This is a genomic window from Kosakonia sp. CCTCC M2018092 (assembly GCF_003864115.1).
Lineage (GTDB): Bacteria > Pseudomonadota > Gammaproteobacteria > Enterobacterales > Enterobacteriaceae > Kosakonia > Kosakonia cowanii.
Genome location: NZ_CP034225.1, coordinates 20,806 through 44,090, shown reverse-complemented (window position 1 = coordinate 44,090; position 23,285 = coordinate 20,806). Strand labels below are relative to the sequence as shown.

The following is a 23,285-nucleotide window of genomic DNA, read 5'->3' as shown; positions in this document are numbered from 1 at the left end:
AAGGTCTTACTTAACGATTTTGACATCCGGCAGGCTGCCGGTCAGGCCGTTATAGATGTCCGGTTTGAAGCCGGTTACGCGGGCGCTGCTCGCCGATAGAATCTGGCGGTAGCCGAGGAGAATCACCGGCGGATCGTCGGCCAGCACTTTATAGAGCTGGTGGTAGATCGGTTTGCGTTTCTCGACATCCAGTTCGGCGTTGCCTTCGTTAATCAGCTTATCGACCTGCGGATTGTTATAGCCCGACTCTTTCGATTCCGTGCTGTAGTAATCCCAGACGCCATCATGGGGATCGTTCAGCGTGCTGGTGCTAAACGAGGCGAGGTCATAGTTGCCCGCTTTGCGCTGGGACATCAGGGCGTTAAAGTCCACCACCTGCGGCTTCAGCAACACGCCAATCTGTTGCCAGTTCTCTTTAGCGATAGGGATCAGCGCATCGTTCAGCACTTTTTTGCTCACCAGCAGCGTCAGTTCAAGGCGTTTGCCATCTTTTACGCGGATGCCGTCCGGGCCCGGTTTCCAGCCTGCTTCATCAAGCAGCTTTTTCGCCTGTGCCGGATCGTACTTATAGGGGTTTACGCCATCGGCGTTGTAGGCCCAGGAGATGGGCGCGATCGGTTCAATCGCCACTTTGCCGTAGCCCTGATAGACCACATCAATCAGTTTCTGGCGATCGAGGCCGTAAATCAGCGCCTGGCGCACTTTCGCATCTTTCAGCGCCGGGCGATGCACGTTGAACTCCACTTTGCTGTAGTCGCTGGAGCCGTAGAGATTGATATTGGCGAAGCCCAGCATTTTCAGCTGCTCAATATCATCCGGGCGCGAGGTAAAGGCGTCGTAATCGGTCTCGCCGGTCTGGAACAGCTGGAAGTTGGTCGACGGGTTGGTGACGCGATAGATAAAGCGCGGCGTCGGCGGTGTGCCGCGATAGAAATGGGTATTGGCGTGGAAACGGATCTCCTGGCCAGGAATGTATTTGTCATAGACATACGGCCCGTTGCCGAGCGGCTTGCCGTGCAGCGTGCGTAAATAGTCGAGATTGCCGCGCTGATACCCTTTACCGTAATAGGCTTTCGACAGCACCGGCCCGCCGATTTTTGCCAGCGTCGTCGCGCCTGGCTGGGTGGTGGTCACTTGCAGCGTGTGGGCATCAATCACTTTCAGGCCGCTGACGCTCTCCGCTTTACCGGCTTTGTACTCCGCGCCGCCAGCGATATTCGCCAGCGTGATATCGGTATCGCCGTCATATTTCGGGTCATAAAGCACGGTTAAGGTGAACGCCACATCTTCTGCGGTGAGCGGTGAACCGTCGCTAAAGGTCAAATTGGGGCGCAACTTGATGGTGTAGACCTTATTATCCGGGCTGATGGTCCAGCTCTCTGCCAGACCCGGCACCAGCTTACCGTGGCTGTCCCAGTCGATCAGGCGCGAGAAGATGACGTTAGTGACGTTCTCATCCCAACCGTTAACAAAAAAGTAGGGGTTAAAAATGCCCTGCGGCTCGGAGATGCCCGCCACAACGGTATCTTTGCGTAATTTCGCCGCCGCCGGGATCTGGCTGGCGTCCGTTGCAGGTGTGATGCCCTCTTTTAAGGGTTCATCGGCGAAAGAGGCGGTGGAAAACGCCACCATGCCGCTGAGCAACGCAATTTTCAGCGCAAGGGTGAAGTGCGTGGGCTTTGTTGTTAAGCGATTCAGTAACCTGGCCAAAATTGCTCCCTCATCAAGTCGTTGCATGAAATTTACAAATCATGACGAAAGATAAGAGTCGCTCATCAACCTGTCTAACAACGAAAACGTATGGCTTATAGCAAACTGGCCTTAGCAATCTTATGGCTAACCTGGTGATTTTTTTAGCTAAGGATTTACCTAATTATCCTCTAATAAAGAAAAACAGACTAAAACGCATGTATGGGTGCCCGGCCGACCGGTGGGAGAGTGTGACAATGGCTTAGCAAGCTGGTTAGTCAGCCAGGCAAAATAAAAATACCCGCTTGAGATTATTTATTGAACAGCGCATTATTATTTTCAGACAAAAAGAAAAAACAGAAGAATATTCTTAACGAAAGCCCAATTCCTGCTAATTATCTACAGAGAGATTATTATCGCTAAAAGCTTTTTACGTTGAGATAATAAATTCCTGGTTTTACTTATCGCTTTATTACTGCCTGAATCACGCTATTCCAGGAGCAAATACACAATTTTATGTGACGCAGATCACATAAAAATCTCTATTTGCCGCTAGCCCTTTTTTTGCCGATTTGAAAAAAGCAGCAACAAAAAATATCTTACTTAATAGACCAGGAGGTTGCTTTAACCATTTAACAATGAGGGTTAAATAAATGGCATCACAACAGTGCCGCATGGGGAATAGTAATAAAAGCAATCACACTTCAGGAATATTAATTACTCTTTATCACGCCCGCCGCGACATCATTTGCTCTGGTATAGTGGGTTTTATGTTGGCGATACTGAGTACATTTTATTACCCTCAACAATGGCTCACATCACTCACCATCAGTTCGGCAGAAAAATTTACCCTTTATCCACTGATGGCCTGCATACAAAACTTTTATGGTGCTGAAGTGGTGATTGAGGCTGACGATTTTTTTAATGATTACCTTATTTACTTAAAAAAAGTTATTGCTCGTGGCGAATGGGAAGATATCCATCTTGACGACTCTAATCCTAATCAGATTAGAATCTCTCTCCTCTCCTGGTTTGCCGGTGCACAGAATACGTCAGTTCAGCTGGTACTACAGCAAGCCAACAATGAGCAGCAGAGTATGATTAACGAAATCAGCAAATGTTATTTAGAAGATATTAACCACACGTTTTACCGTATAGAAAAGGAGTCTTATCAAATTTCGCCCGTGCGTATGCGCTACAGCATCAGGATGTTTTTTGCTACTGCCATGGGGATAATCATCATCAGCCTATTTGTTGTGCTCAGAGAAAAATGGCGGCAGCTTGCGAGAGCCTTTTACTGTCAAAGAAACGAGGACCTTATGGAACGGAATAACCACGAGCAAGATAGGTTCAAAGAAAATTGCACTGAAGAAAAATACTGGCAAGACGAAGAGGGCACTAAGAAAAAGAAGGTCGCAGATGGAACCGTTGCGGCAATAACCATCTATTTAATCATGCTAATCGTTAGCTTGATTTGGCTCGGTCTGGAGATTTACACCGGGCTTTAAAAGGAAATCCCTCTCATATTTGCAGGTATAAATAAAGGGAGTTTTTGTATGTCTGCTGAGATCATCGTCTTTAGCTATTCCTGGCCTGCGCTCCTGGCCATCACCGCTTTTTTTGAAAAAAACAGTTATATCGTTATAAAAATATACCAGGATGAGCAAAAGCTTTTAGAGGTCCTGCATAAAAATACCTCACTCCCCTTAATCATTGATGCCTCACCGCATCGCAAAGTAGTACTTATCGCGGCGGTTGCCTCGACTTCACGCCTGCGCGCGGTTTTTTTTACGGCACGGAAAATTCATCTCAATGACAAAGTCGTCGCTGAATTTTATTTTGAAGAGAAGCGCTGCATAACGCATTCGAAACTGATTACCATGACGCGCGCGGATATAGAGACAGCGATGCGTGTCGATCGCTCACCGGTCTGCCTCTCCCCGGGTATTATGCGACCAAGAATGATGAATCTGCTCTATGACAGGCAGACGTTATATAAAGAGATTCAGGACAAAATCTATCACCGACTCTATTTGCTGGGCGCAACGCCCAATGAGATTAACACCCTGCGACTGCTTATCGCTGGTTTCTCGATACAGAAAATAGCGGAGTTAAAGAACCTACAGATTAAAACCATTTACGCTTACAAATCACAACTGGCGCAAAAAATAGAACACACCATGTCTTCACGCGAGTTAATTCGTGTATTAAGCGTCGAGGATAAAAACCAGGATAACGAGTGTCTTAATCATATGTACAAGACGCGTTGTAATAATGAGAGAGCGCTTTGCGAAACCTGCCCGCTTTACCATTTCTGCTATGACTCAGAGTCTGATAAATGTAATTTACCCTGCCACGAAGGGTGTAAATCAGGTAATGATGAGACCCCTCCGTGAGCGGGTTATTTTGTCTGATAGTGAAATCCATCGCTTTATGACGCGCGAACATCTCGCTATATTTCAATAATATTTTTTGCGCTTCCAGAACGCATTCGCCTGGGCATTATGGGTTATTCCCGGCCTTCATTTTCACGCTGAAGGTAGTGCCCAGACGAATGCTTTTTACTTTCTGCACGCCTGCCTGTTTCAGGTTTTCTCATCAGCATGGTTTTTAATCAGGCTGACTGCCACCACCTCTATCTCGCGCAACGTCATATATTTCAACCGATCCCCATCAAGCTCCAGCCGGACTGTGCGAAATACACGGCCATCCGTCAGGGAGACTAGCGGACAATAGAGGCGGCTGGCGAGATTAGTAATGCCAGCGACTTTCCAGAGGCTCTCTCTCTTTTCCACGGCTCTTCTCCTTGGCTCTGCGGCGGCCTGCCAAAAAAAAGCCGGTCCACAGACCGGCAAATCTAACAAGTCGTACAAGTCAGACCATCAACGCAGGGGTATATGAAAAAACGCACTCTCAGTTCAATAACAGGCTGCCATTTGCATGGTGTGGCAGCAGGGTGAGAACCATTCGATATCGCCGGAATAACCTCGGTTTTCTGGCTTAAACGGCACGCTGTAGCTGGTCAGTTGTGAACGGTTATCGCTAAGCCCCATAAAGCAGGTGCAACAGGATGCACACAGATCACACGAGAGGGGGCATTCTGCCAGGTTGCGGAAATAGCCCCGCTGCCGCAGCCCATCAGGATCGATGTTTTTTTGCTTTTCGCCGGCGATGCGGACGAACTGTCTGGCCGCCATGTTGCGACCAGAGGGAAGAAAGGGAGTAAATGAATCCGCTGACACCTGTACGATCGCGGCGGATATAGGCTTCTGAATATGTGAATCCGCAGGCATGGCGACCATCATAATAATAAAAGCGAACAGGATTTTTATCCCGGGCTCACATATATTCGAGTGCCGCATAGCTACCTTCCTTATTAAAAGAATGGATTTTACAGGTACGACTCGATACCGATTAAGCTCCCTTAAAATCGATGTGTGATAGGTTTGTTTATTTTCTATTACATTTCAATAGCGAAGGGAGAGTTTGGGAAAGGTTAACCGCCGAAAAGAGTATTCTTATCTGATATAAAATAAAAAGCCTCCTTTCGGAGGCCAGGTTATTTAGCGTTTTCTTACGTCCGGAATAATTAAATCCCCACGCACGCGATATGTTCCTAATACGCTCTGCGTTTTTTCATTGAGCCACGACACAATACGCGCTGCCATCGCATCCATTGAATATTCAATTGCCGGAATAGTCGGAATACCCGGCAGATGCAGCGAGCCGGCGAGGCTGAAGACCATAATATCTTCCGGTACCGATTTATTAAACGCCTGCAATTGCGGGATCACGCGCTGCGCTTCCTGCTCATCGGCAACCAGTAACGCATTGAAATTAAGCGTGGTGGCGTTGTTCAGCAGCACCTGCAACGCCACGGATGATGAGGTGTCATCCATAAAAACCAGGTTGCGGTTAAAAGGCAGGAAATTGTTTTCCAGCGCCAGCTTATAACCGTGCAGCACCTGTTCGGCGGCGGCATTATGCGGGTGAATAAGCGCGATCTGGCGGCGGCCCTGGCTTGTCAGATAGTTGCAGGCGGTTTCGGCGGCAAAGGCGCGATCGAACTGAATGCTGTTGAGCGTGGTATCGGCAGACTCGACGCAATCCACAAGAATCACATTCTCGTCGTCAATGGATAACGGAAAACGGGCGCCAATGATCAGTACATCGTCACACAGCCCGCAGGTGAGCTCGTCGAGCGCGCTCATCACCTCCGTTTTGGTGTTAGCAAAGCGCAGCAGCAGATGCTTCTGGCTCTGGCTGAGATGCTTCTCCAGTGCGTAAAGATAACCAGTGGTCTGGTTAACATTCTCCTGCGCGCAAATCACTCCGATGCAGCCTGTCGACTGGCTGAGCAGCGACTGGGCGATAACATTGGGCCGATAGTTCAGCTCGTCGACCGCTTTCAGTACCGCGAGACGGCTGGCTTCCTTAACGCCGCGCGAACCGCTCAACACCCGTGAGACTGTGGCTTTCGACACCCCAGCTAAACGTGATACATCGTTGATTGTAGACATCTTTCTCCCCTGGCAGGCGCAAGATGCGCCCGCAAAAAACAGACACTGCAATGGCTAATCTATAACCACCGCGAGTATAGCCGTTTCTTTTTTTCATGGAAACCGATTTTCCATTTGCGCCGTTTTGCTTGTTCAAACGGCTCAATTTCGTGACCGAAATCCAATAACTCAGCCTTATTATTTACAGATATTGACAGCTATCACACTTCTACGGCGAATTCATGGAAACCGGTTTCCATATGATATCCAATCGTCTCCGCAATAACTTTTTACACTTCGAGGACGGTTAACGATGTTCAGGATCATGTTGTGTTGCTCAGCCGGTATGTCCACCAGTCTGCTGGTCAGAAAAATGGAAGAGGCGGCGAAAGCCCGCGATATTCCGGTTGAGATCGACGCGTACGGCGTAGCTGAGTTTGATCTGCAGTTTCCGCGCTACCAGGTCGTGCTTCTCGGTCCACAAGTTAAATACATGTTAAAAACACTGGCAGAAAAGGCCGCCGCCCAGGGCATTCCGGTACAACCCATCAACCCGATGGATTACGGCATGCAACGTGGCGACGAGGTACTGGACTATGCTCTGTCGCTGATTGAAGCGGCACATTAAAAGGTGTTCTTATGAGTTCCCTCTACCAATCCATGATTACGGTGATTGAGCAAAGCATCACGCCGCTGGCCGGTCGTCTGGGTCAGCAAAAGTACGTTATCGCCATCCGCGACGGCTTTACCGCCGCGCTGCCGTTTATGATCATCGGCTCGTTTATGCTGGTGTTTATCTTCCCGCCCTTTTCGGCGGATACCACCGTCGGCTTCGCCCGCGCGTGGCTTGATTTCTCGACCGAATACCGCGAACAGCTGATGTTGCCATTTAACCTCAGCATGGGGGTGATGACCTTTTTCATCTCGGTCGGTATTGGTGCCAGTCTCGGTCGCCAGTTTAATCTCGACCCGGTAATGACCGGCCTGCTGGCGTTTATGGCCTTTCTGCTGGTTGCCGCGCCTTACAAAGATGGCACCATCTCAACGCAGTATCTCTCGGGCCAGGGCATCTTTACGGCGCTGATTACCTCTATCTATTCGTCGCGCGTTTATGCCTGGCTGAAGCAGCACAAGATCACCATTCGTCTGCCGAAAGAGGTGCCGACCGGCGTGGCCCGCTCGTTTGAGATCCTCATTCCGGTGCTGGTGATAATCGGCACGCTACATCCGCTCAACCTGTTTATCGAAGCGCAAACCGGCATGATTATGCCGCAGGCGATTATGCACCTGCTTGAGCCGCTGGTTTCTGCCTCCGACTCGCTGCCCGCGGTGCTGCTCTCTGTGCTGCTGTGCCAGATTTTCTGGTTCGCCGGCATCCACGGTTCGCTGATTGTCACCGGCATCATGAACCCGTTCTGGATGGCCAACCTCTCCGCAAACCAGGCCGCGTTGGCGGCGGGCGCGGCGTTACCGCACGTCTATCTGCAAGGCTTCTGGGATCACTACCTGCTGATTGGCGGCGTCGGTTCCACGTTACCGCTGGCCTTCCTGCTGCTGCGCAGCCGCGTCGCGCATCTGCGTACCATCGGCAAAATGGGTGTGGTGCCGAGCTTCTTTAACATCAACGAACCGATCCTCTTCGGCGCGCCGATCATCATGAACCCGATGCTGTTTGTGCCTTTTGTCTGCGTTCCGCTGATTAACGCCGTGCTCGCCTGGACCGCCACCAAAATGGGGCTGCTGGCACAGGTTGTTTCCCTGACGCCATGGACAACGCCTGCGCCAATCGGTGCTTCATGGGCGGCAAACTGGGCCTTTAGCCCGCTGGTAATGTGTTTGATCTGTATGGTGATGTCCGCCCTGATGTATCTGCCTTTCCTGCGCGCTTATGAGCACTCGCTGATGAAAGCAGAAGAGGAAAAAGCCGCGCAGAGCAGCGCCCCGATGGCGGAAACCGTCAGCAGTAATTAAAAGGAGCCGGTAATGAAATATGAATTTCCCGCAAACTTCTGGTGGGGCAGCGCCTGCTCTGCGCTGCAAACCGAAGGGGAAAGCGAACAGGGCGGTAAAAGCGCCACCACGTGGGATGCCTGGTTTGCCCGTCAGCCGTGGCGTTTTCATCAGCAGGTGGGGCCGCAGCAGACGTCGACCTTCTACCGCCACTGGCGGCAGGATATCGCCCTGCTCAAACAGCTGAAGCACAACAGCTTTCGCACCTCGCTGAGCTGGGCGCGCCTGATTCCGGACGGCACCGGCGAGGTGAACCCGCAGGCGGTAGAGTTTTATAACAGCGTGATTGACGAACTGCTGGCGCAGGGCATTACGCCGTTTATTACCCTGTTCCACTTCGATATGCCGATGGTGATGCAGGAGAAGGGCGGCTGGGAGAGTCGGGAAGTGGTCGACGCCTTCAGCCGCTATGCGCAGATCTGCTTTGAGCTGTTCGGCGATCGCGTGCATCACTGGTTCACCTTCAACGAGCCGATTGTGCCGGTGGAGGGCGGGTATCTTTACGATTTCCACTACCCGAACGTGGTCGATTTTAAACGTGCGGCCACGGTGGCCTACAACACGGTTCTGGCTCACGCCAGCGCAGTGCGCGCCTTTCGTGCCGGGCATCATCCCGGTGAGATTGGCATTGTGCTCAACCTGACGCCCTCTTATCCGCGCTCGCAGCACCCGGCGGATGTGAAGGCGGCGCACTACGCTGACTTACTGTTTAACCGCAGTTTTCTCGACCCGGTACTGCGTGGCGAGTATCCCGCTGACCTGGTGGCGCTGCTGAAAGAGCACAATCAGCTGCCCGCCTGCCAGCCGGAGGATATTGCGCTGATTGCAGAAGGGAAGATCGATCTGCTCGGCATCAACTATTACCAGCCGCGGCGGGTAAAGTGCCGGGAGAGCGCGGTCAATCCCGACTCACCGTTTATGCCGGAGTGGTTGTTTGATTATTACGATATGCCGGGCCGTAAAATGAACCCTTATCGCGGGTGGGAAATTTATGAACCGGGTATTTACGATATTCTCACCAACCTGCGCATTAATTACGGTAACCCACGCTGTTTTATTTCCGAAAACGGTATGGGCGTCGAGAATGAACAGCGGTTTATTGAAAATGGCCAAATAAACGATAGCTACCGAATTAATTTCGTTCGCGATCACCTTATCTGGCTGCATAAAGGGATTAGCGAAGGCAGCAACTGTCTTGGCTACCATATGTGGACCTTTATTGATAACTGGTCGTGGTGTAATGCCTATAAAAACCGCTACGGTTTTGTGCAATTAGATCTCGACACCCAACAACGCACCGTTAAAAAAAGCGGAGAGTGGTTTGCTGCCACCGCTGAGAATAATGGTTTTATTACCCAGGATTGAAAATTATGGTCGCACTTGAAGAGGCGGTAATGGAGATTATCGTCAACGCCGGGCAGTCGCGCAGCCTCTGCTTTGAAGCCCTGCGCTCCGCGCGCGAAGGCAACATTGATGAAGCGAAACTGCTGTTGAAAGAGGCCGATGGCTATGCACGCCAGGCACACCAGATGCAAACCAAATTAATCGAACAGGATGCCGGCGAAGGCCGCCAGCCGATGACCTTAATTATGGTGCATGCGCAGGACCATTTAATGACGTCGTTATTAGCTCGTGAATTATCTGAGGAGATCGTTCAGCTTTATCAGCGTAACTGAATGGAGAATTGATTACGGTAAATCTTAATACGTCTGTACCCAACTTAATAAAATAAAGCAGTCTGTTTTGATGATGGCAATATTCCCCTCTGTAACGGAGCGGAAGGTTATTGTCTGAGAACAACTTACTATATTGAGATAACCATGAAGATAAATAAAAAACTTCCAGTGGCGCTGGCGGTTGCGGCTACACTTTGCTCTGGTTCCGCCCTCGCCCAGGAGTTTACGCAAGAGCAAATTGACGCCATTGTCGCAAAAGCGGTGGATAAAGCGCTGGCGGAACGCCAGGCGAAAATGGACGCCGCAATGAATAAAAAAGCCGATGTGGTGGTTGAGCCGCAAAGCGCGGCGCAAACGCCCGATCTGGCGATCCCTTACGGCGTGAAATTTACCGGTTATGCCCGCTATGGCGCGCATTACCAGTCCGGCGATCAGAAATATGTCGGCGTTGATGGCTCCTACAACGGCGCGTCGGCGATTGGTCGTCTTGGCAACGAAGGCAACGGCGGCGAATTCCAGCTCTCGAAAGCGTTCAAAGGCGATAACGGTGCGATCTGGGACGTCAACGTGATGTTCGATCACTGGGGCGATGAAGTTAACCTGAAAAAAGCCTACGCTGGCGTGACTAATCTGCTGGCCTCCAACCCTAACGCCTACTTCTGGGCGGGGCGTGATTTCCACCAGCGTCCACAACAGGGGATCAACGACTACTTCTGGATGAACCACGACGGCCAGGGTGCGGGGGTGAAAAACTTCGATATTGGCGGCGTGCAGTTTGACGTTGCGGCCGTTGGCTCCATCGAATCCTGTAGCCCGGAAGTGCTGGAGGATGAATCCAACCCGTCGCGCATCACCTGTACCGGCAGCTCTAACGTTGGTGATAAAGGCAACTATGCGGTCACCTCGAAAGTGCACGGCATGAAAGTTGGCCCGCTCGATCTGGAGATTTACGCCAACTACGGCTTTGACTCGAAAGCAGTGGATCGCGACGAGCGCCTGCACGCCTGGCAGGGCGGCGCGGTGCTGAGCCATACCTACGATAGCGGCATCAACAAGCTGATCGCCCGCTACTCTGATAACTCGGACAACAGCGTCTTTAACAAAACCGACGATCTGAAGGCCATCTACACCAGCTTTGAAGGGACCTATAAATTCACCCAGCAAACTCAGGTGGATTACCTGCTCGCCTTCCATGATTACGACAACAGCCGCATAAAAACGGATAACCGCCGCAACTATGGCGCGATTGTTCGCCCGATGCACTGGTGGAACGATGTGCATTCGACCTGGCTGGAGCTGGGCTACCAGCGCGTGGATTATGATGATGGCGGTGACAACCACGGCTGGAAAGCCACGCTGTCGCAGAACATCTCTATCGCAATGGGGCCGGAGTTCCGCCCGATGCTGCGCTTCTACGTAACCGGCGGCGAAGTGGATAACAAACGCACCGCACGCGTTAACGGCACCAACGATACCTCCCTCGACTCGCTCAACATCGGCGCGATGTGGGAAGCCTGGTGGTAAGGTAACAGCCCGGAGGCGGTTCCCCTCAGGCCGCCTCCGGTTCCCGCCCGGCCCTGTGTTATGCTTCTTAACCTGTTAATAAGTTATCAACGGGTTAGCGATGAGTTCGACGAAAAAAGGGATGCTCTGCGTGCTCGCAGCGGCAGTGTTGTGGGGCAGTTCCGGGGTATGCGCGCAGTTTATTATGGAGAAGAGCGCCATCTCTGCGCAGTGGTTGACCATGACGCGCCTGCTGTTTACCGGCGTGATCTTGCTTACGCTGTCGTTTGTCCACGGCGACAAGATTTTTACCATTCTGAAAAACCGTAAAGATGCGCTGAGTCTGCTCTTCTTCTCGCTGTTTGGCGCGATGGTGGTGCAACTGAGCTTCCTGGTGACCATCGAGAAATCCAACGCCGCCACCGCCACGGTGCTGCAATTCCTCTCGCCGACGATTATCGTCGCGTGGTTTGCGCTGGTACGCAAAGCGCGACCGACGCTGCTGGTCTCAGCGGCGATCATGACTTCGTTAATCGGCACCTTCCTGCTGGTGACGCACGGTAATCTCACCTCGCTCTCCATCTCCTCCGGCGCGCTGGTGTGGGGGATTATCTCCGCCTTCTCCGCCGCCTTTTACACCACGTACCCTTCGGCGCTGATTGCCCGCTACGGCACGCTGCCGATTGTCGGCTGGAGTATGTTGCTGGCGGGGTTAATGCTGACGCCGTTCTATGCCGGCCAGGGGAGTGATTTTGTCATCGATGGCGCGCTGTTGATCGCCTTTTTCTACTTGGTGGTGATTGGTACGGCGGTGACCTTTAGCCTCTACTTGAAGGGCGCACAGATGATTGGCGGCTCGAAAGCGAGCATCTTAAGCTGCGCCGAACCGCTCAGCAGCGCCCTGCTTTCGGTGGCCTTGCTCGGGGTGGTCTTCACATTGCCGGACTGGCTCGGCACGCTGTTGATTGTCTCGTCGGTGTTGCTTATCGCGCTGGATTCACGCCGCAAAGTGCGCGCCGCATAACCCGGCGCATTGCCCGATGGCGGCTACGCCTTATCGGGCCTACGCGAATTGTAGGCCGGGTAAGCGCAGCGCCACCCGGCATAATGCCCGATGGCGGCTACACCTTATCGGGCCTACGCGAATCGTAGGCCGGGTAAGCAGAGCGCCACCCGACACATTGCCCGATGGCGGCTGCGCCTTATCGGGCCTACGCGAATTGTAGGCCGGGTAAGCAGAGCTCCACCCGGCATAATGTCCGATGGCGGCTACGCCTTATCGGACCTACGCAAATTGTAGGCCGGGTAAGCAGAGCGCCACCCGGCATAATGTCCGATGGCGGCTGCGCCTTATCGGGCCTACGCAAATTGTAGGCCGGGTAAGCGCAGCGCCACCCGGCATATTGCCCGATGGCGGCTGCGCCTTATCGGGCCTACGCGAATTGTAGGCCGGGTAAGCGAAGCGCCACCCGGCACATTGCCCGATGGCGGCTACGCCTTATCGGGCCTACGCGAATCGTAGGCCGGGTAAGCAGAGCGCCACCCGGCACATTGCCCGATGGCGGCTACACCTTATCGGGCCTACGTGAATTGTATGCCGGGTAAGCAGAGCGCTACCCGGCATAATGCCCGATGGCGGCTACGCCTTATCGGGCCTACGCGAATTGTAGGCCGGGTAAGCGAAGCGCCACCCGGCATTTTGAGATTCAGGCTCTGACCTTCACTTTTGCCGCCACCAGCAGCGCGGTGAGCAGCATCAGGCCGCCGGAGAGCATCAACGGCGAGAGCAGGCCGTAATGATCGAGGGCGAAGCCGCCAATCGCTGCGCCACAGGTATTCGCCAATTGAATAACCGCTACCTGAATCGAACCGGCTTTTTCTGCCTGATCGGCAAGGGTACGGGTGATCCACGTTGACCAGCCCACCGGAATCAGGGCGAAGCCCAGCCCCCAGACAATGGCGATCCCCGCCGCCACCACTTTATCGCTGCCCCACAAAATCAGCACCAGCGCGCTTATCGCCAGCGTCAGCGGCGCAAGAGCCAGCGTCATTTTCACCGAGCGCTTCATCACCACCGACGAGAACGAGGTGCCGACGAAACTGGCGATACCAAAACTGAGCAGCACCAGCGTCAGCCCATCGACGCTGAAACCGGCAAGGGTCGTATAGACCGGGCGAATGTAGGTAAAGAAGGAGAACTGACCGGCGAATACCATGAAAATCGCCAGCATCCCCGCCGCAACGCCGGGGCGTTTCAGCAGGCCAAACATATTCTGGTGCTGCTCGGTCTGCCCTGGCAGCGACGGCAGCGCCATCCACACCCAGATAATGCAGGCCACGCCCATCAGCGCCGCGCCGTTAAAGACGTTACGCCAGCCGATAATCCCGCCGAGAAAACTGCCCAGCGGCGCGGCAATCACCAGCGCAATCGACACCGCGCCAAAGATGACCGACAGCGCTTTCGGCACCGTGCGCATCGGCACTAAACGCATGGTCAGCGAGGCCGACATCGCCCAGAAGCCGCCAAGCGCCAGCCCAAGGCAGGCGCGCCCAACTAACAGCAGGGTAAAGCTGGTGGCAAACGAGACCAGCAGGCAGGAGAGGGTCAGCAGCAGCGCAAAGGCGAACACCACATAGCGGCGGTCGGTAGTGCGAATAATGCTGGTAATAAACAGGCTGGCGAACATCGCCACAAAGGCGGTCACGGTGACGGTTTGCCCGGCAAGCCCTTCGGAAACGCCCAGATCCAACGCCATTGGCGTCAGCAGGCTGACCGGCAGAAACTCAACGGTGATCAAGCATGCTACACAGAAGGCCACGGCGAAAACGGCGGACCAGTTCGGCCGCGTGACCGGATCGGCTGAAGATTGCGCCATACTTTGCTCACTCATTGATTACCTGCTTAATTGTTAAACGTGAAAGTCGCGCAGTGTAACATTCATAAAGTGTGACGCAATTAACAATTCGGCAACTCTTCAGCATCGCCCTCAGTGCAGCCAGTAGACGCCCTCTTGCGGCGCGAAGAGCGCGTTATAACGCATCTGAAAATTGCTCAGTTCGGCTTTATCCGGATCGATTTCACGCAGAAAGCCGAGCGCCAGGCGTAGTTGCGCATCGGTGATCGGTGCCGCAAGCCGCGCTTTCTGCATCAGCCGGTGCCAGTAGTGAAAATTTTGCTCGCCGCTATCCACAATCGCCACCTGCCAGATCAGCAGCAGCTGTGCCGCGTTTTGCAGGTGCGCTTCATCGGGACGCGCTAAATAGCGCAGAAATTCGTTGCCCGCGGTTTTGCCCATCTGATCAATCATCGACTCCACCGGCACGGGTTGAATATTAAGCCGGTCGGTAAGACGGCGGATCGCACGGCGGGAATCGGAGGTTAATACCCGAAAACCAATCACAAAGACCACCACCAGCGTGGCCAACATCAACCAGATCATACGTTCTCCCGCAGCGAAAAGAGGCTCATCATACGGGCAAATCGGCGTCGACTAACAGCGCTAAGTGCGCTCAAACACCTAAATCAGGGGTTTGTACCTGCCGTTTTTTTTCGTGACAATGGACACCATTTTTCTCACATCTCCCTTATGAGGCACCATGATTTCACTGGATGAGATTTTTTCCGTCCGCCAGCAGCTGCGCGATTTGATGCACGCCGGGGAGTTTGAAGCCCTTACCCGCTACTATGCGGCCGCCGAGGCGCGCTGGCAGCAGGATCGCGATGATGCGTTTTTCCCCATCATCAGCCAGTACACCTTTCTCTTTACCCCGCAGTTGTATAGCGAAGAGAAGATTGTCGAGCTGCTGACCGCCTGGCATCAGCAGCAGCCGCAGGCCCATTACCCCTGTGCGATGCTGGCCCAGCGCTGGCTTAATATCGCCGGCGACGCGCGCGGCGGCCACTACGCTGACCGGGTGACCGCCACCCAGTGGAGCCGCGCCCGCATCAGTAGCGATCTGCTCTTTTACTGGGCGGCGAAGGCCATCTCCCTGAATAACCAGACGCCTTTTCTCTATTACCTACTGCTGACGGCGAGCGGGCACTTTAACCAACCCGCGTGGTTCGAGGAGCCGCATCAGCCGATAGCGCTTGATCTGAGCGCTTATTCAGACGCGGCGCTGGCCTTTGCCCGCGAAAAAGGTGGTTTACCGCTCTCCAGTGAGCCGATTTACACCGGTCTGCCCGTGGCCGACGAGCAGGAAGCGGAGATGCCGCCGCTTTACTGGCTCAACCGCGCGCTGGAGTGCGACCCGCAAAGCATGCCGGTGCGCGAGCAGTTTATCTATTACCTCTATCCGCGCTGGTACGGCGATGATGAGCATGTCGCCATTGATAACTTTTTAGCCAGCAACTACTGCACCGTGCTGCCGGAGCTTAAGCGCAACAAACTCTACAGCGTGAAGTGGCTGGATAAGCTCGGCAACCCGGAGCACTGGCCCGATAAGCACAGCGGCAAAGCGATCGGCGCGTTCGATGAGGAGTTCCAGCAGATGCTGGCCCTGCCGATGGAGCCGGAAGATAAGGCGGCGCTGCACCTCACCTGCCTGGATACCTACGTCCATTTCCTGCTGGACGACGATTACACCTTCTACGCCCATAGCCCGCTCTTCGCGCGGCGCATTTATGAAAGCATTGAGTTTATGCTCAACCACGGCTCAGTCCGGCTGCTGTTTGCCCAGGAAGGGGCATTACTCTTCTGGCTGCTGTCGGTGCTGTGCCATAAAGAGTACGCGCTGCAAGATGAGAAGGGGCTCTTCCCGCGCTATATCGCGCTGACCGGCGCGCGCTGCGAAAACGACACCGAACTGCTGCTGAGCGCCTATCTGCGTTTGCAGACGCTGGAAGGTGTGCATCTTCCTGGCCCGGCGGAGCCGTGGCTTGCGCGCCTGAAGCAGACGGACGATCGCATCGGGCCGGACAAGCTGAACGTGCTGCTCAACCGTCTCTGCTTCTTCCAGCAGAAAGCGCAGGCGCAGGAGTTTTTAACGCTGCTCGCCGAACATGACGTGATCCCCGCCCTGCTGCTGTTAAGCGACATCCACAGTGGCCTGGCACCGGTTGCGGCGACCAATTTGCTGATTACGCCATCCGCAGAATCGGCGACCGCAGCGCTTGATCGCGCCTGCCAGAACCGCTCGCCGGAAGCGCTGTTCCGCAAAAGCCGCATTCTGGAAGCGCAGCACGAAAGAGAGTCCCAGCCCGAGCGCCTGAAGCTGTTAGAAGAAGCGACCCGCCGCGGACACGCGCTGGCGCATTATGATTATGCCTGTGCGCTCTTCTGGTCGCGCGATGTGGAGCATCAGCGGCTGGCGGTGGAAAAAGTGTGTGCGGAGGTGCTGCTTGAGTCACGTGTTGAAGAGGAGAAGCTGGCGTATATTGCCTATCTCTACGCGTTTGGCGTGCTGAATCAACGCGGCGGTATGCGTAAAAATGTCTGGCTGTTTATCCGCTGGATCAACTACGCCATCGAGCTTTGGCCGGACGAGCACTACCAAAAAATGCAGCAGTTCTTTGAATCGCGCTACGTCAACTTTTTAGTGGTTCGCTTCCTGGCGAAGCGAGATAAGAAGCGGGCACCCGAGTGGCAAGTGGATTTACTGGGCAAGCTTGGCGTACTGGAGGATGAGTAATGTCTTATATCGGTTATATCCTGTTCATCGTTGTACTTGTGGTCGTCGGCGTGAGAACCAATAAGAAGTCGCGCTATTACCTCAGCACTCCGCTGCCGCGCAAAAAATAGGGCGTAGCGCGCCGCCTTAACGGGCGGCGTGCCGCTTTAGCGCTTACTCAAAAAAGAGCCCCAGCTTATTGAACACGCCGGGATCGCTCTGGTGACGAATGATCTGCACCACATCTTCCAGCTTGTCGATCTGGCTTATCATCTGCTCAAGACGCTGATCGTTGGCGACCTGAAGCCAGATGCGGCTCTGCTCGCCGTTTTGTAGCGGTAAACAGAGAATGCCCTCCACGTTGAATGCCCGCCGGGCAAAGAGCCCGCAGACGTGGGTCATTACGCCCGGATGGTTACGCACGGTGAGTTCAAGAATGACGTTATCACTGCTCTGCATGGTTTATTCCCCCACCATTTCTGTATTCGCCGCGCCCGGCGGCACCATCGGGTAGACTTTCTGTTGTGGATCGATGCGCACATGCACCAGCGCAGGTCCTGGGCGGTCAATAATCTCCTGCAACGCGGCCTGCGGATCGGCGGCGGCGTTTAAATCGCAGGTGTGCAGGCCAAACCCGGCGGCAATCTGCACAAAGTTAACCATGCCCGGATAGGTCGCGGCAAAGACGCCGGATTTGTAGAACAGGCTCTGCTGCTGATGCACCAGCCCCAGCGCCTCGTTATTCATCAGGATGATTTTGACATCAAGATTGTTCTCCGCCGCCGTCGCCATCTCCTGAATATTCATCATCAGGCTGCCGTCGCCGGAGAAGCAGATCACTTTCCGCTCCGGGTTCGCCAGCGCCGCGCCGATCGCCGTCGGCAGACCAAAGCCCATGGTGCCGAGGCCGCCGGAAGTGAGCCACTGGCGCGGGCGATTGAACGGATAGGCCTGCGCCGTCCACATCTGATGCTGCCCAACGTCGGTAGTGATAATCGCCTCATCATCAACGCAGGCGGCCACCGCGTTAATCAGCCCATAGTGGCTTAAGGGATCGCTGTTCTGCGCAATGGAGGAGGGAAACTCCGCTTGCAGCTGCTCGACGGTGTTACGCCAGGCGTGGCGCGCGCTCGCCTCAATCTGTGGAATCAATACATCCAATACTTCGCCGACATCGCCCTGGATCGCGACATGCGCCTGCTTCACTTTCCCCAGCTCGGCGCGGTCGATATCGACATGAATAATCTTCGCATTTGGACAGAACTGCTCGGTTTTGCCAATCGCCCGGTCATCAAAACGCGCCCCCAGCACAATCAGCAGATCCGCCTCTTGCAGAATAAAGTTGGTGCTGCGCGCACCGTGCATGCCAAGCATGCCGAGGGAGAGCGGGTGGTGTTTCGGCAGCATGCCGAGCGCCATCAGCGTCATGGTAGTCGGCAGGCTGGCTTTCTCCGCCAGCAGGCGAATTTGCTGCGGCGCATTGATCACCCCGCCGCCCAGGTAGAGCACCGGGCGCTGCGCGGCGTTGATCATCTCCGCCGCGGCACGAACGTCATGCGCATTCCACGCCGGAGCCGGGGCTTTAACGCCCGGTTCCGGCAGCTCGCTTAAGGTGATCTCCGCAGTCTGCACATCTTTAGGAATATCTATCCACACCGGGCCAGGACGGCCGGACTGCGCAATGCGAAACGCATCGCTGATCACCTGCGGCAGTTCGGCAATGTCGCGGACCAGATAGTTGTGTTTAGTGATGGGGATAGAGATGCCGTAAGTGTCCACTTCCTGAAACGCGTCGGTGCCGATCATTGAAGCGGGCACCTGGCCGGTAATGCAGACCAGCGGGATGGAGTCGAGGCGCGCGTCGGCGATAGCGGTAACCAGATTGGTTGCACCCGGCCCGCTACAGGCGAGACAGACCGCCGGTTTTCCCTGCGTGCGCGCCATTCCCTGAGCGATAAAACCGGCACCCTGTTCGTGGCGGGCCAGCACGTGGCGAATCTGCGTACTTTGGCTCAGGGCATCGTACAGCGGCAGCACGGTGCCACCCGGAATGCCGGTAACGGTAGTAATGCCCTGACGCTCGAGTAAATGAACAATCAGCTGCGCGCCGGTGTAGCGCGTGGATTGAGGAGTGCTTTCCGAACTTGCCATGCTCCAGTCCTTCTTATTCTGGGCCGACTTTCCGGGAGGGATAAAACAAGAAACCCCGCCCGGTTTGCGCCGGCGGGGTTTTGGAATCGTGTGTTGTTCCGGACCCTACGGCGCATTGCCGACGACGACCACCACACGCACGACGACCACCGCGGCGTTGTGCGCGGTTTTTAGTAGGTTCATCGGTTTAGTGGCAGCGTTCATGGGGGACCTGTTGTTGTGTGAACAATTTTTATGTCATTAACGAGATTTATACAAACACAGGAATCATTCGCCGACAACTGCTTTTTACGCACCGGCAGCAAAGTGGGCCATTGATCACATTTCTTATTGCCGAAATGAAAACAAAAAACCCCGCCGGAGCGAGGTTTTTTTTGCAGCTTTTTGCGGCTGGTGACCGCAAGCACACTGCGTTACGTCAACAGCGGAACTATACGCTATATCATCTGGCTGTGCAATTTTTACACATAATCATCCGCATTAAGTATGGTTCAATGGCGTAAAAACAACCAATAATTACTGTGTATAAATACAGTACTCGCATATACTGATGTTGCGCATCTGTGTGGGGGCCGCAACTACGGCGCGCTAAGTCCTGGCTGAAACGGGTGGTGCCGTCAGCGCCTTAACCCCTTGAGAGCACACTGCGTTACGCCAACAACACGGCTGATAACAGGCAGCGGAAAGGTAAGTCAGCCGGTGCTCCTTTACCTGAGGAGATGCGTATGGGCCAGACGGAGATGGTTATCCTGATCCTGAAACTCATTGTTGCCTTGTTGCAACTACTTGAAGCAGTCCTGAAGTTTGTTCGTTAACTCAGGTTCAAGTCGCACCAAAGGGGGGCGGGCAACCGCCCCTCTTTAATATTCGCGTTCTGGCGCGCCTTGCTCCGGTCATGTTACATTTTGGTGACATTTCCCCTGCGCAGGTCGCCATGACGCTTTCGGTTTTCTGCATTCTGCTCTTCGCCGCGCTGCTCCATGCCAGCTGGAACGCCATTGTCAAAGCGGGCAGCGATAAGCTCTATTCCGCCATTGCCGTGAGCGGATTTGCCGCGCTAATTGCGCTGATATTGCTCCCTTTTTCTCCCCAGCCTGCGCTTGCCAGCGCGCCCTACCTCGCGCTCTCCTGCGCCCTGCAGGTGGTTTATACCGTGCTGGTCGCTAAAACCTATCAGGTCTCAGAGATGAGCCAGACCTACCCGCTGATGCGCGGCACCGCGCCGCTGCTGGTAGCGTTAGTCAGCGTGCTGTTTCTCAGTGATGCCCTGAGCGCGGTGGCGTGGAGCGGGATTGCGGTGATCTGTCTGTCGATTCTCGGCATGGCCTTTAACGGGCGCAGCCAGTCGCGCACCGGGATCTGGCTGGCGCTGCTCAACGCCTGTTTTATCGCCAGCTATACGCTGGTGGATGGCACCGGCGTACGCCTCTCCGGCACGGCGCTCGGGTACACCCTCTGGACCTTCTTCCTCAACGGTTTCTGCCTGCTGCTGTGGGCGATGGTGGCGCGCCGCCACGCCGTTTCCCGTTATCTGGTGGCTAACTGGAAATCAGGGCTGCCGGGCGGCATCGGTACGCTTGGCTCCTACGGCCTGGCGCTATGGGCGATGACGCAGGCGCCGCTGGCGGTGGTGGCTGCGCTGCGTGAAACATCGATACTCTTCGGCGCGCTGTTAGCCTGCTTTGTGCTCAAAGAGCGCGTAGCGGGCGTGCGCATTGTTGCCGCCTGCGGTATTGCCGCCGGGGCGATCCTGCTGCGCCTCTCGTAGATCATTCTGGCAACAAAAGTTGCCGATAATTGTTTAGAAATCCTGCCTGGCAGCCTTTGCCAATTACTCAGTCACCTGGTGGCTCATCTCACGCCTTGTGGTAGATTCCTCCACAACCTGGGCTGCATTGCAGCCATATATTCTATAATTCTTCACTTTTGAAAATTAATCATCGATATGAAAAGGCAGAGAAACGTCAATTTGTTATTGATGCTGGTGCTTCTGGTCGCGGTCGGCCAGATGGCGCAAACCATCTATATTCCGGCGATGGCGGATATGGCGCATGATCTGGCGGTGAGTAAAGGGGCGGTACAGAGCGTAATGGCGGCCTACCTGCTGACCTATGGCATCTCGCAACTCTTTTACGGCCCGCTGGCGGACAGAGTGGGACGCCGCCCGGTGATCCTCGCGGGCATGTCCATTTTTATGCTGGCGACGCTTATCGCTATCACCACCAACAGCTTACTGGTGCTGATCCTCGCCAGCGCCCTACAGGGCGTCGGCACCGGTGTCGGTGGCGTGATGGCGCGCACCCTGCCGCGCGATCTCTATGCGGGTAGCGAGCTTCGGCATGCCAATAGCTTGTTAAATATGGGGATTCTGGTCAGTCCGCTGCTGGCACCGCTGATTGGCGGCGTGCTCAATACGCTGGTGAACTGGCGCGCCTGCTTCATCTTCTTGCTGGTGCTGTGCCTGATTGTCACTTACAGCATGGCGCGCTGGATGCCGGAAACGCGCCCGGTAGACGCGCCGCGCTCGCGGCTGATCACCAGCTATAAAACCCTGCTCGGTAACGGCGCGTTTAGCTGTTATCTGCTGATGCTGATTGGCGGCCTGGCGGGTATTGCGGTGTTTGAGGCCTGCTCAGGGGTGCTGATGGGCGGCGTGCTGGGGCTGAACAGTATGATGGTGAGCGTGCTGTTTATCCTGCCTATTCCGGCGGCATTTTTCGGCGCGTGGTTTGCCGGACGGCAGAATAAGCGATTCACTACGCTGATGTGGCAGGCGTCGTTAAGCTGCCTGCTGGCCGGTATCCTGATGTGGATCCCCGGCATACTCGGCGTGATGACTATCTGGACCTTAGTGGTGCCCGCCGCGCTCTTCTTCTTCGGTGCCGGGATGCTCTTCCCGCTGGCGACCAGCGGCGCAATGGAGCCGTTCCCCTTCCTGGCCGGTACGGCGGGCGCGCTGATTGGCGGCCTGCAAAATATGGGCTCCGGCGGGCTGGCGTGGCTCTCTGCGCAGCTGCCGCAAAACAGCCAGTTTAGCCTTGGGATGCTGATGACGCTGGCCGGGCTGCTGATTGTGTTGTGCTGGCTGCCGCTGGCGTCGCGCCCTGGCCACCACGAACAGGCAGTTTGACCTCATGATGGCCCGGCTTCAGGTCGGGCTTTTCGCAGGTCGGCGCAATCATCTCTTTTAGCAGCGGCGCGGGCGCAGGCCGCCATGCGCCCTCTTCACCATCATAAAACTGCGTATCGGCGTTGATCGCATACGGGATTTTCGCCCGGTTCAGCTCGCAGGCCATAAAGCGGGCGAAGGCCATCTGCGAGGCGGTCGGCGCGTTTTTTATCGACTCTCCCACCGCCCAGCCACCGACCCAACTGGCGTGACCGGTTTTTTGCTGCCAGCGCAGCGCCGCAGCGATACGGGCGCGGATCGCCGCTTTTTCTGCCGCCGTACCGGAGGTCCAGGGGTATTTGCCGTTGGTTTTCAGCGGCCCCCACGGAAAGATATGCCACTCCGCCAGCAGGTAGTTCTGGCTGTGCGCAGGCAGCCGCAGCGAGGCAAGATCCTCAGGCGCGGCGCGCAAACGCGGGGCGATGAAGATCATCCGCTGGGCATCAATCTGATGCAGGGTGCGCACGACATTGTCGTAAGTACGATTCAAGGCGGGCAGATCGCGGTTCAGTTTGTCGGCAGGTTCATAAATCACATCAAAACCGAGGGTCGGATGATCGGTGCCAAAAAATTGCCCGACCGTCGTCCACCAGGCCACCAGCTGCGCTTCGGTTTTGGCGTTGGGATCGGCCTTAAAGCCATCGGCCTGATAAGCGATGATCGGCGTCACGCCGTAGGCTTCGCAGGCTTCTACCAGCTTACGCAGGTGGATCAGCCGCGCTTCGGTCATATTATCCGCCACGCGAATACGAACATGGCGAATACCGGCGTTGTAAAAATCACGCACCACTAACGGGTCAAATTCGCGAATGCCGCGCTCGGTGCGCGCCCAGTCAACGTCCATGCCAACGCCCAACTGCTGCGCGTAACGCGCCGCCGTCAGCAGAGTATCGGCGGCATACACAGCGGTTGCCGCCAGCAACATAACAACAGCAATCAGTGGCTTTAGCACGGTTGACCTTGCGAAAATCGGGGGTG

22 protein-coding genes are annotated in these 23,285 nt (G+C 55.0%); 12 read left to right on the top strand and 10 right to left on the bottom strand.

Annotation, left to right across the window (positions count from 1 at the left end):
- Positions 1 to 6: 6 nt before the first annotated feature.
- Positions 7 to 1,737 (bottom strand): ABC transporter substrate-binding protein, encoded by a 1,731-nt coding sequence (locus tag EH164_RS00215; RefSeq protein WP_370276868.1) that lies wholly within the window; start codon positions 1,735 to 1,737, stop codon positions 7 to 9.
- A 605-nt stretch (positions 1,738 to 2,342) separates the two neighbouring features.
- Between EH164_RS00215 and EH164_RS00210 the strand changes: the two genes are divergently transcribed.
- Both EH164_RS00210 and EH164_RS00205 read left to right on the top strand, forming a co-directional pair.
- Positions 2,343 to 3,197, top strand: a complete 855-nt coding sequence (locus tag EH164_RS00210; protein ID WP_124966948.1) for a hypothetical protein — start codon at positions 2,343 to 2,345, stop codon at positions 3,195 to 3,197.
- A 48-nt stretch (positions 3,198 to 3,245) separates the two neighbouring features.
- Positions 3,246 to 4,085 (top strand): hypothetical protein, encoded by an 840-nt coding sequence (locus EH164_RS00205; RefSeq protein WP_124966947.1) that lies wholly within the window; start codon positions 3,246 to 3,248, stop codon positions 4,083 to 4,085.
- A gap of 189 nt (positions 4,086 to 4,274) precedes the next feature.
- Here EH164_RS00205 and EH164_RS00200 read toward each other — a convergent pair whose 3' ends face one another.
- The 3 genes from EH164_RS00200 to EH164_RS00190 all read right to left on the bottom strand — a co-directional run bounded on the left by EH164_RS00200 (position 4,275) and on the right by EH164_RS00190 (position 6,209).
- On the bottom strand, positions 4,275 to 4,484 hold the full coding sequence (locus tag EH164_RS00200; protein WP_042715070.1) for a hypothetical protein: 210 nt from the start codon (positions 4,482 to 4,484) through the stop codon (positions 4,275 to 4,277).
- Positions 4,485 to 4,607: 123 nt separating this feature from the next.
- Entirely contained in the window at positions 4,608 to 5,051 is a 444-nt protein-coding gene (locus EH164_RS00195; RefSeq protein WP_124966946.1) for a hypothetical protein, read from the bottom strand.
- A 201-nt stretch (positions 5,052 to 5,252) separates the two neighbouring features.
- A complete protein-coding gene (locus EH164_RS00190) occupies positions 5,253 to 6,209 on the bottom strand; it encodes a LacI family DNA-binding transcriptional regulator (RefSeq protein WP_042715073.1) in 957 nt (318 codons plus the stop codon).
- A gap of 292 nt (positions 6,210 to 6,501) precedes the next feature.
- Between EH164_RS00190 and EH164_RS00185 the strand changes: the two genes are divergently transcribed.
- The 6 genes from EH164_RS00185 to EH164_RS00160 all read left to right on the top strand — a co-directional run bounded on the left by EH164_RS00185 (position 6,502) and on the right by EH164_RS00160 (position 12,401).
- On the top strand, positions 6,502 to 6,816 hold the full coding sequence (locus tag EH164_RS00185) for a PTS sugar transporter subunit IIB (protein WP_042715075.1): 315 nt from the start codon (positions 6,502 to 6,504) through the stop codon (positions 6,814 to 6,816).
- A gap of 11 nt (positions 6,817 to 6,827) precedes the next feature.
- The gene (locus EH164_RS00180) at positions 6,828 to 8,159 is read left to right on the top strand and encodes a PTS sugar transporter subunit IIC (protein WP_042715077.1); all 1,332 of its coding nucleotides are present in this window, start codon (positions 6,828 to 6,830) and stop codon (positions 8,157 to 8,159) included.
- Positions 8,160 to 8,171: 12 nt separating this feature from the next.
- Entirely contained in the window at positions 8,172 to 9,563 is a 1,392-nt protein-coding gene (locus tag EH164_RS00175; RefSeq protein WP_124966945.1) for a glycoside hydrolase family 1 protein, read from the top strand.
- A gap of 5 nt (positions 9,564 to 9,568) precedes the next feature.
- Positions 9,569 to 9,874 carry a PTS lactose/cellobiose transporter subunit IIA gene (locus EH164_RS00170; protein WP_094422682.1) on the top strand — a complete coding sequence of 102 codons (306 nt, stop codon included), beginning with the start codon at positions 9,569 to 9,571 and terminating at the stop codon, positions 9,872 to 9,874.
- 144 nt (positions 9,875 to 10,018) lie between these two features.
- Positions 10,019 to 11,398 (top strand): carbohydrate porin, encoded by a 1,380-nt coding sequence (locus tag EH164_RS00165; RefSeq protein ID WP_124966944.1) that lies wholly within the window; start codon positions 10,019 to 10,021, stop codon positions 11,396 to 11,398.
- A 100-nt stretch (positions 11,399 to 11,498) separates the two neighbouring features.
- A complete protein-coding gene (locus tag EH164_RS00160; protein ID WP_124966943.1) occupies positions 11,499 to 12,401 on the top strand; it encodes an EamA family transporter in 903 nt (300 codons plus the stop codon).
- A 682-nt stretch (positions 12,402 to 13,083) separates the two neighbouring features.
- Here the strand turns inward: EH164_RS00160 and nepI are convergent.
- Together nepI and EH164_RS00150 are read right to left on the bottom strand one after the other, a co-directional pair.
- Positions 13,084 to 14,268: a purine ribonucleoside efflux pump NepI gene (gene nepI / locus EH164_RS00155; RefSeq protein ID WP_042715086.1), complete on the bottom strand. Its 1,185-nt coding sequence runs from the start codon at positions 14,266 to 14,268 to the stop codon at positions 13,084 to 13,086.
- A 96-nt stretch (positions 14,269 to 14,364) separates the two neighbouring features.
- A complete protein-coding gene (locus EH164_RS00150) occupies positions 14,365 to 14,817 on the bottom strand; it encodes a DUF1198 domain-containing protein (protein WP_124966942.1) in 453 nt (150 codons plus the stop codon).
- 157 nt (positions 14,818 to 14,974) lie between these two features.
- Between EH164_RS00150 and EH164_RS00145 the strand changes: the two genes are divergently transcribed.
- The gene (locus tag EH164_RS00145) at positions 14,975 to 17,008 is read left to right on the top strand and encodes a DUF4034 domain-containing protein (RefSeq protein ID WP_124966941.1); all 2,034 of its coding nucleotides are present in this window, start codon (positions 14,975 to 14,977) and stop codon (positions 17,006 to 17,008) included.
- A 153-nt stretch (positions 17,009 to 17,161) separates the two neighbouring features.
- Here the strand turns inward: EH164_RS00145 and ilvN are convergent, their stop codons facing one another.
- The 3 genes from ilvN to ivbL all read right to left on the bottom strand — a co-directional run bounded on the left by ilvN (position 17,162) and on the right by ivbL (position 19,342).
- On the bottom strand, positions 17,162 to 17,446 hold the full coding sequence (gene ilvN / locus EH164_RS00140; protein ID WP_042715092.1) for an acetolactate synthase small subunit: 285 nt from the start codon (positions 17,444 to 17,446) through the stop codon (positions 17,162 to 17,164).
- Between the two features lie 3 nt (positions 17,447 to 17,449).
- The gene (ilvB, locus tag EH164_RS00135) at positions 17,450 to 19,138 is read right to left on the bottom strand and encodes an acetolactate synthase large subunit (RefSeq protein ID WP_124966940.1); all 1,689 of its coding nucleotides are present in this window, start codon (positions 19,136 to 19,138) and stop codon (positions 17,450 to 17,452) included.
- Positions 19,139 to 19,243: 105 nt separating this feature from the next.
- Positions 19,244 to 19,342 (bottom strand): ilvB operon leader peptide IvbL, encoded by a 99-nt coding sequence (ivbL, locus tag EH164_RS00125; RefSeq protein ID WP_124966939.1) that lies wholly within the window; start codon positions 19,340 to 19,342, stop codon positions 19,244 to 19,246.
- 515 nt (positions 19,343 to 19,857) lie between these two features.
- Here ivbL and tisB point away from each other — a divergent pair.
- From tisB to emrD, 3 genes are all read left to right on the top strand, one after another.
- Positions 19,858 to 19,953: a type I toxin-antitoxin system toxin TisB gene (gene tisB, locus EH164_RS22860; protein ID WP_076769296.1), complete on the top strand. Its 96-nt coding sequence runs from the start codon at positions 19,858 to 19,860 to the stop codon at positions 19,951 to 19,953.
- 119 nt (positions 19,954 to 20,072) lie between these two features.
- Positions 20,073 to 20,906, top strand: a complete 834-nt coding sequence (locus EH164_RS00115; RefSeq protein WP_124966938.1) for a DMT family transporter — start codon at positions 20,073 to 20,075, stop codon at positions 20,904 to 20,906.
- A gap of 177 nt (positions 20,907 to 21,083) precedes the next feature.
- Positions 21,084 to 22,268 carry a multidrug efflux MFS transporter EmrD gene (gene emrD, locus EH164_RS00110; RefSeq protein WP_124966937.1) on the top strand — a complete coding sequence of 395 codons (1,185 nt, stop codon included), beginning with the start codon at positions 21,084 to 21,086 and terminating at the stop codon, positions 22,266 to 22,268.
- Here the strand turns inward: emrD and EH164_RS00105 are convergent.
- On the bottom strand, positions 22,171 to 23,259 hold the full coding sequence (locus tag EH164_RS00105; protein WP_206430688.1) for a cellulase family glycosylhydrolase: 1,089 nt from the start codon (positions 23,257 to 23,259) through the stop codon (positions 22,171 to 22,173). The genes emrD and EH164_RS00105 overlap by 98 nt on opposite strands.
- Between the last annotated feature and the right edge of the window lie 26 nt (positions 23,260 to 23,285).

What these genes read in the sequence shown, in the direction of transcription:
- ilvB (WP_124966940.1), bottom strand. Translation starts at nt 19,138, where the DNA reads ATGGCAAGTTCGGAAAGCACTCCTCAATCCACGCGCTACACCGGCGCG.
- EH164_RS00165 (WP_124966944.1), top strand. Translation starts at nt 10,019, where the DNA reads ATGAAGATAAATAAAAAACTTCCAGTGGCGCTGGCGGTTGCGGCTACA.
- ivbL (WP_124966939.1), bottom strand. Translation starts at nt 19,342, where the DNA reads ATGAACGCTGCCACTAAACCGATGAACCTACTAAAAACCGCGCACAAC.
- EH164_RS00190 (WP_042715073.1), bottom strand. Translation starts at nt 6,209, where the DNA reads ATGTCTACAATCAACGATGTATCACGTTTAGCTGGGGTGTCGAAAGCC.
- EH164_RS00215 (WP_370276868.1), bottom strand. Translation starts at nt 1,737, where the DNA reads ATGCAACGACTTGATGAGGGAGCAATTTTGGCCAGGTTACTGAATCGC.
- EH164_RS00180 (WP_042715077.1), top strand. Translation starts at nt 6,828, where the DNA reads ATGAGTTCCCTCTACCAATCCATGATTACGGTGATTGAGCAAAGCATC.
- EH164_RS00115 (WP_124966938.1), top strand. Translation starts at nt 20,073, where the DNA reads ATGACGCTTTCGGTTTTCTGCATTCTGCTCTTCGCCGCGCTGCTCCAT.
- EH164_RS00210 (WP_124966948.1), top strand. Translation starts at nt 2,343, where the DNA reads ATGGCATCACAACAGTGCCGCATGGGGAATAGTAATAAAAGCAATCAC.
- nepI (WP_042715086.1), bottom strand. Translation starts at nt 14,268, where the DNA reads ATGAGTGAGCAAAGTATGGCGCAATCTTCAGCCGATCCGGTCACGCGG.
- tisB (WP_076769296.1), top strand. Translation starts at nt 19,858, where the DNA reads ATGCGTATGGGCCAGACGGAGATGGTTATCCTGATCCTGAAACTCATT.
- EH164_RS00185 (WP_042715075.1), top strand. Translation starts at nt 6,502, where the DNA reads ATGTTCAGGATCATGTTGTGTTGCTCAGCCGGTATGTCCACCAGTCTG.
- EH164_RS00145 (WP_124966941.1), top strand. Translation starts at nt 14,975, where the DNA reads ATGATTTCACTGGATGAGATTTTTTCCGTCCGCCAGCAGCTGCGCGAT.
- EH164_RS00175 (WP_124966945.1), top strand. Translation starts at nt 8,172, where the DNA reads ATGAAATATGAATTTCCCGCAAACTTCTGGTGGGGCAGCGCCTGCTCT.
- EH164_RS00160 (WP_124966943.1), top strand. Translation starts at nt 11,499, where the DNA reads ATGAGTTCGACGAAAAAAGGGATGCTCTGCGTGCTCGCAGCGGCAGTG.
- EH164_RS00150 (WP_124966942.1), bottom strand. Translation starts at nt 14,817, where the DNA reads ATGATCTGGTTGATGTTGGCCACGCTGGTGGTGGTCTTTGTGATTGGT.
- emrD (WP_124966937.1), top strand. Translation starts at nt 21,084, where the DNA reads ATGAAAAGGCAGAGAAACGTCAATTTGTTATTGATGCTGGTGCTTCTG.
- ilvN (WP_042715092.1), bottom strand. Translation starts at nt 17,446, where the DNA reads ATGCAGAGCAGTGATAACGTCATTCTTGAACTCACCGTGCGTAACCAT.
- EH164_RS00205 (WP_124966947.1), top strand. Translation starts at nt 3,246, where the DNA reads ATGTCTGCTGAGATCATCGTCTTTAGCTATTCCTGGCCTGCGCTCCTG.
- EH164_RS00195 (WP_124966946.1), bottom strand. Translation starts at nt 5,051, where the DNA reads ATGCGGCACTCGAATATATGTGAGCCCGGGATAAAAATCCTGTTCGCT.
- EH164_RS00170 (WP_094422682.1), top strand. Translation starts at nt 9,569, where the DNA reads ATGGTCGCACTTGAAGAGGCGGTAATGGAGATTATCGTCAACGCCGGG.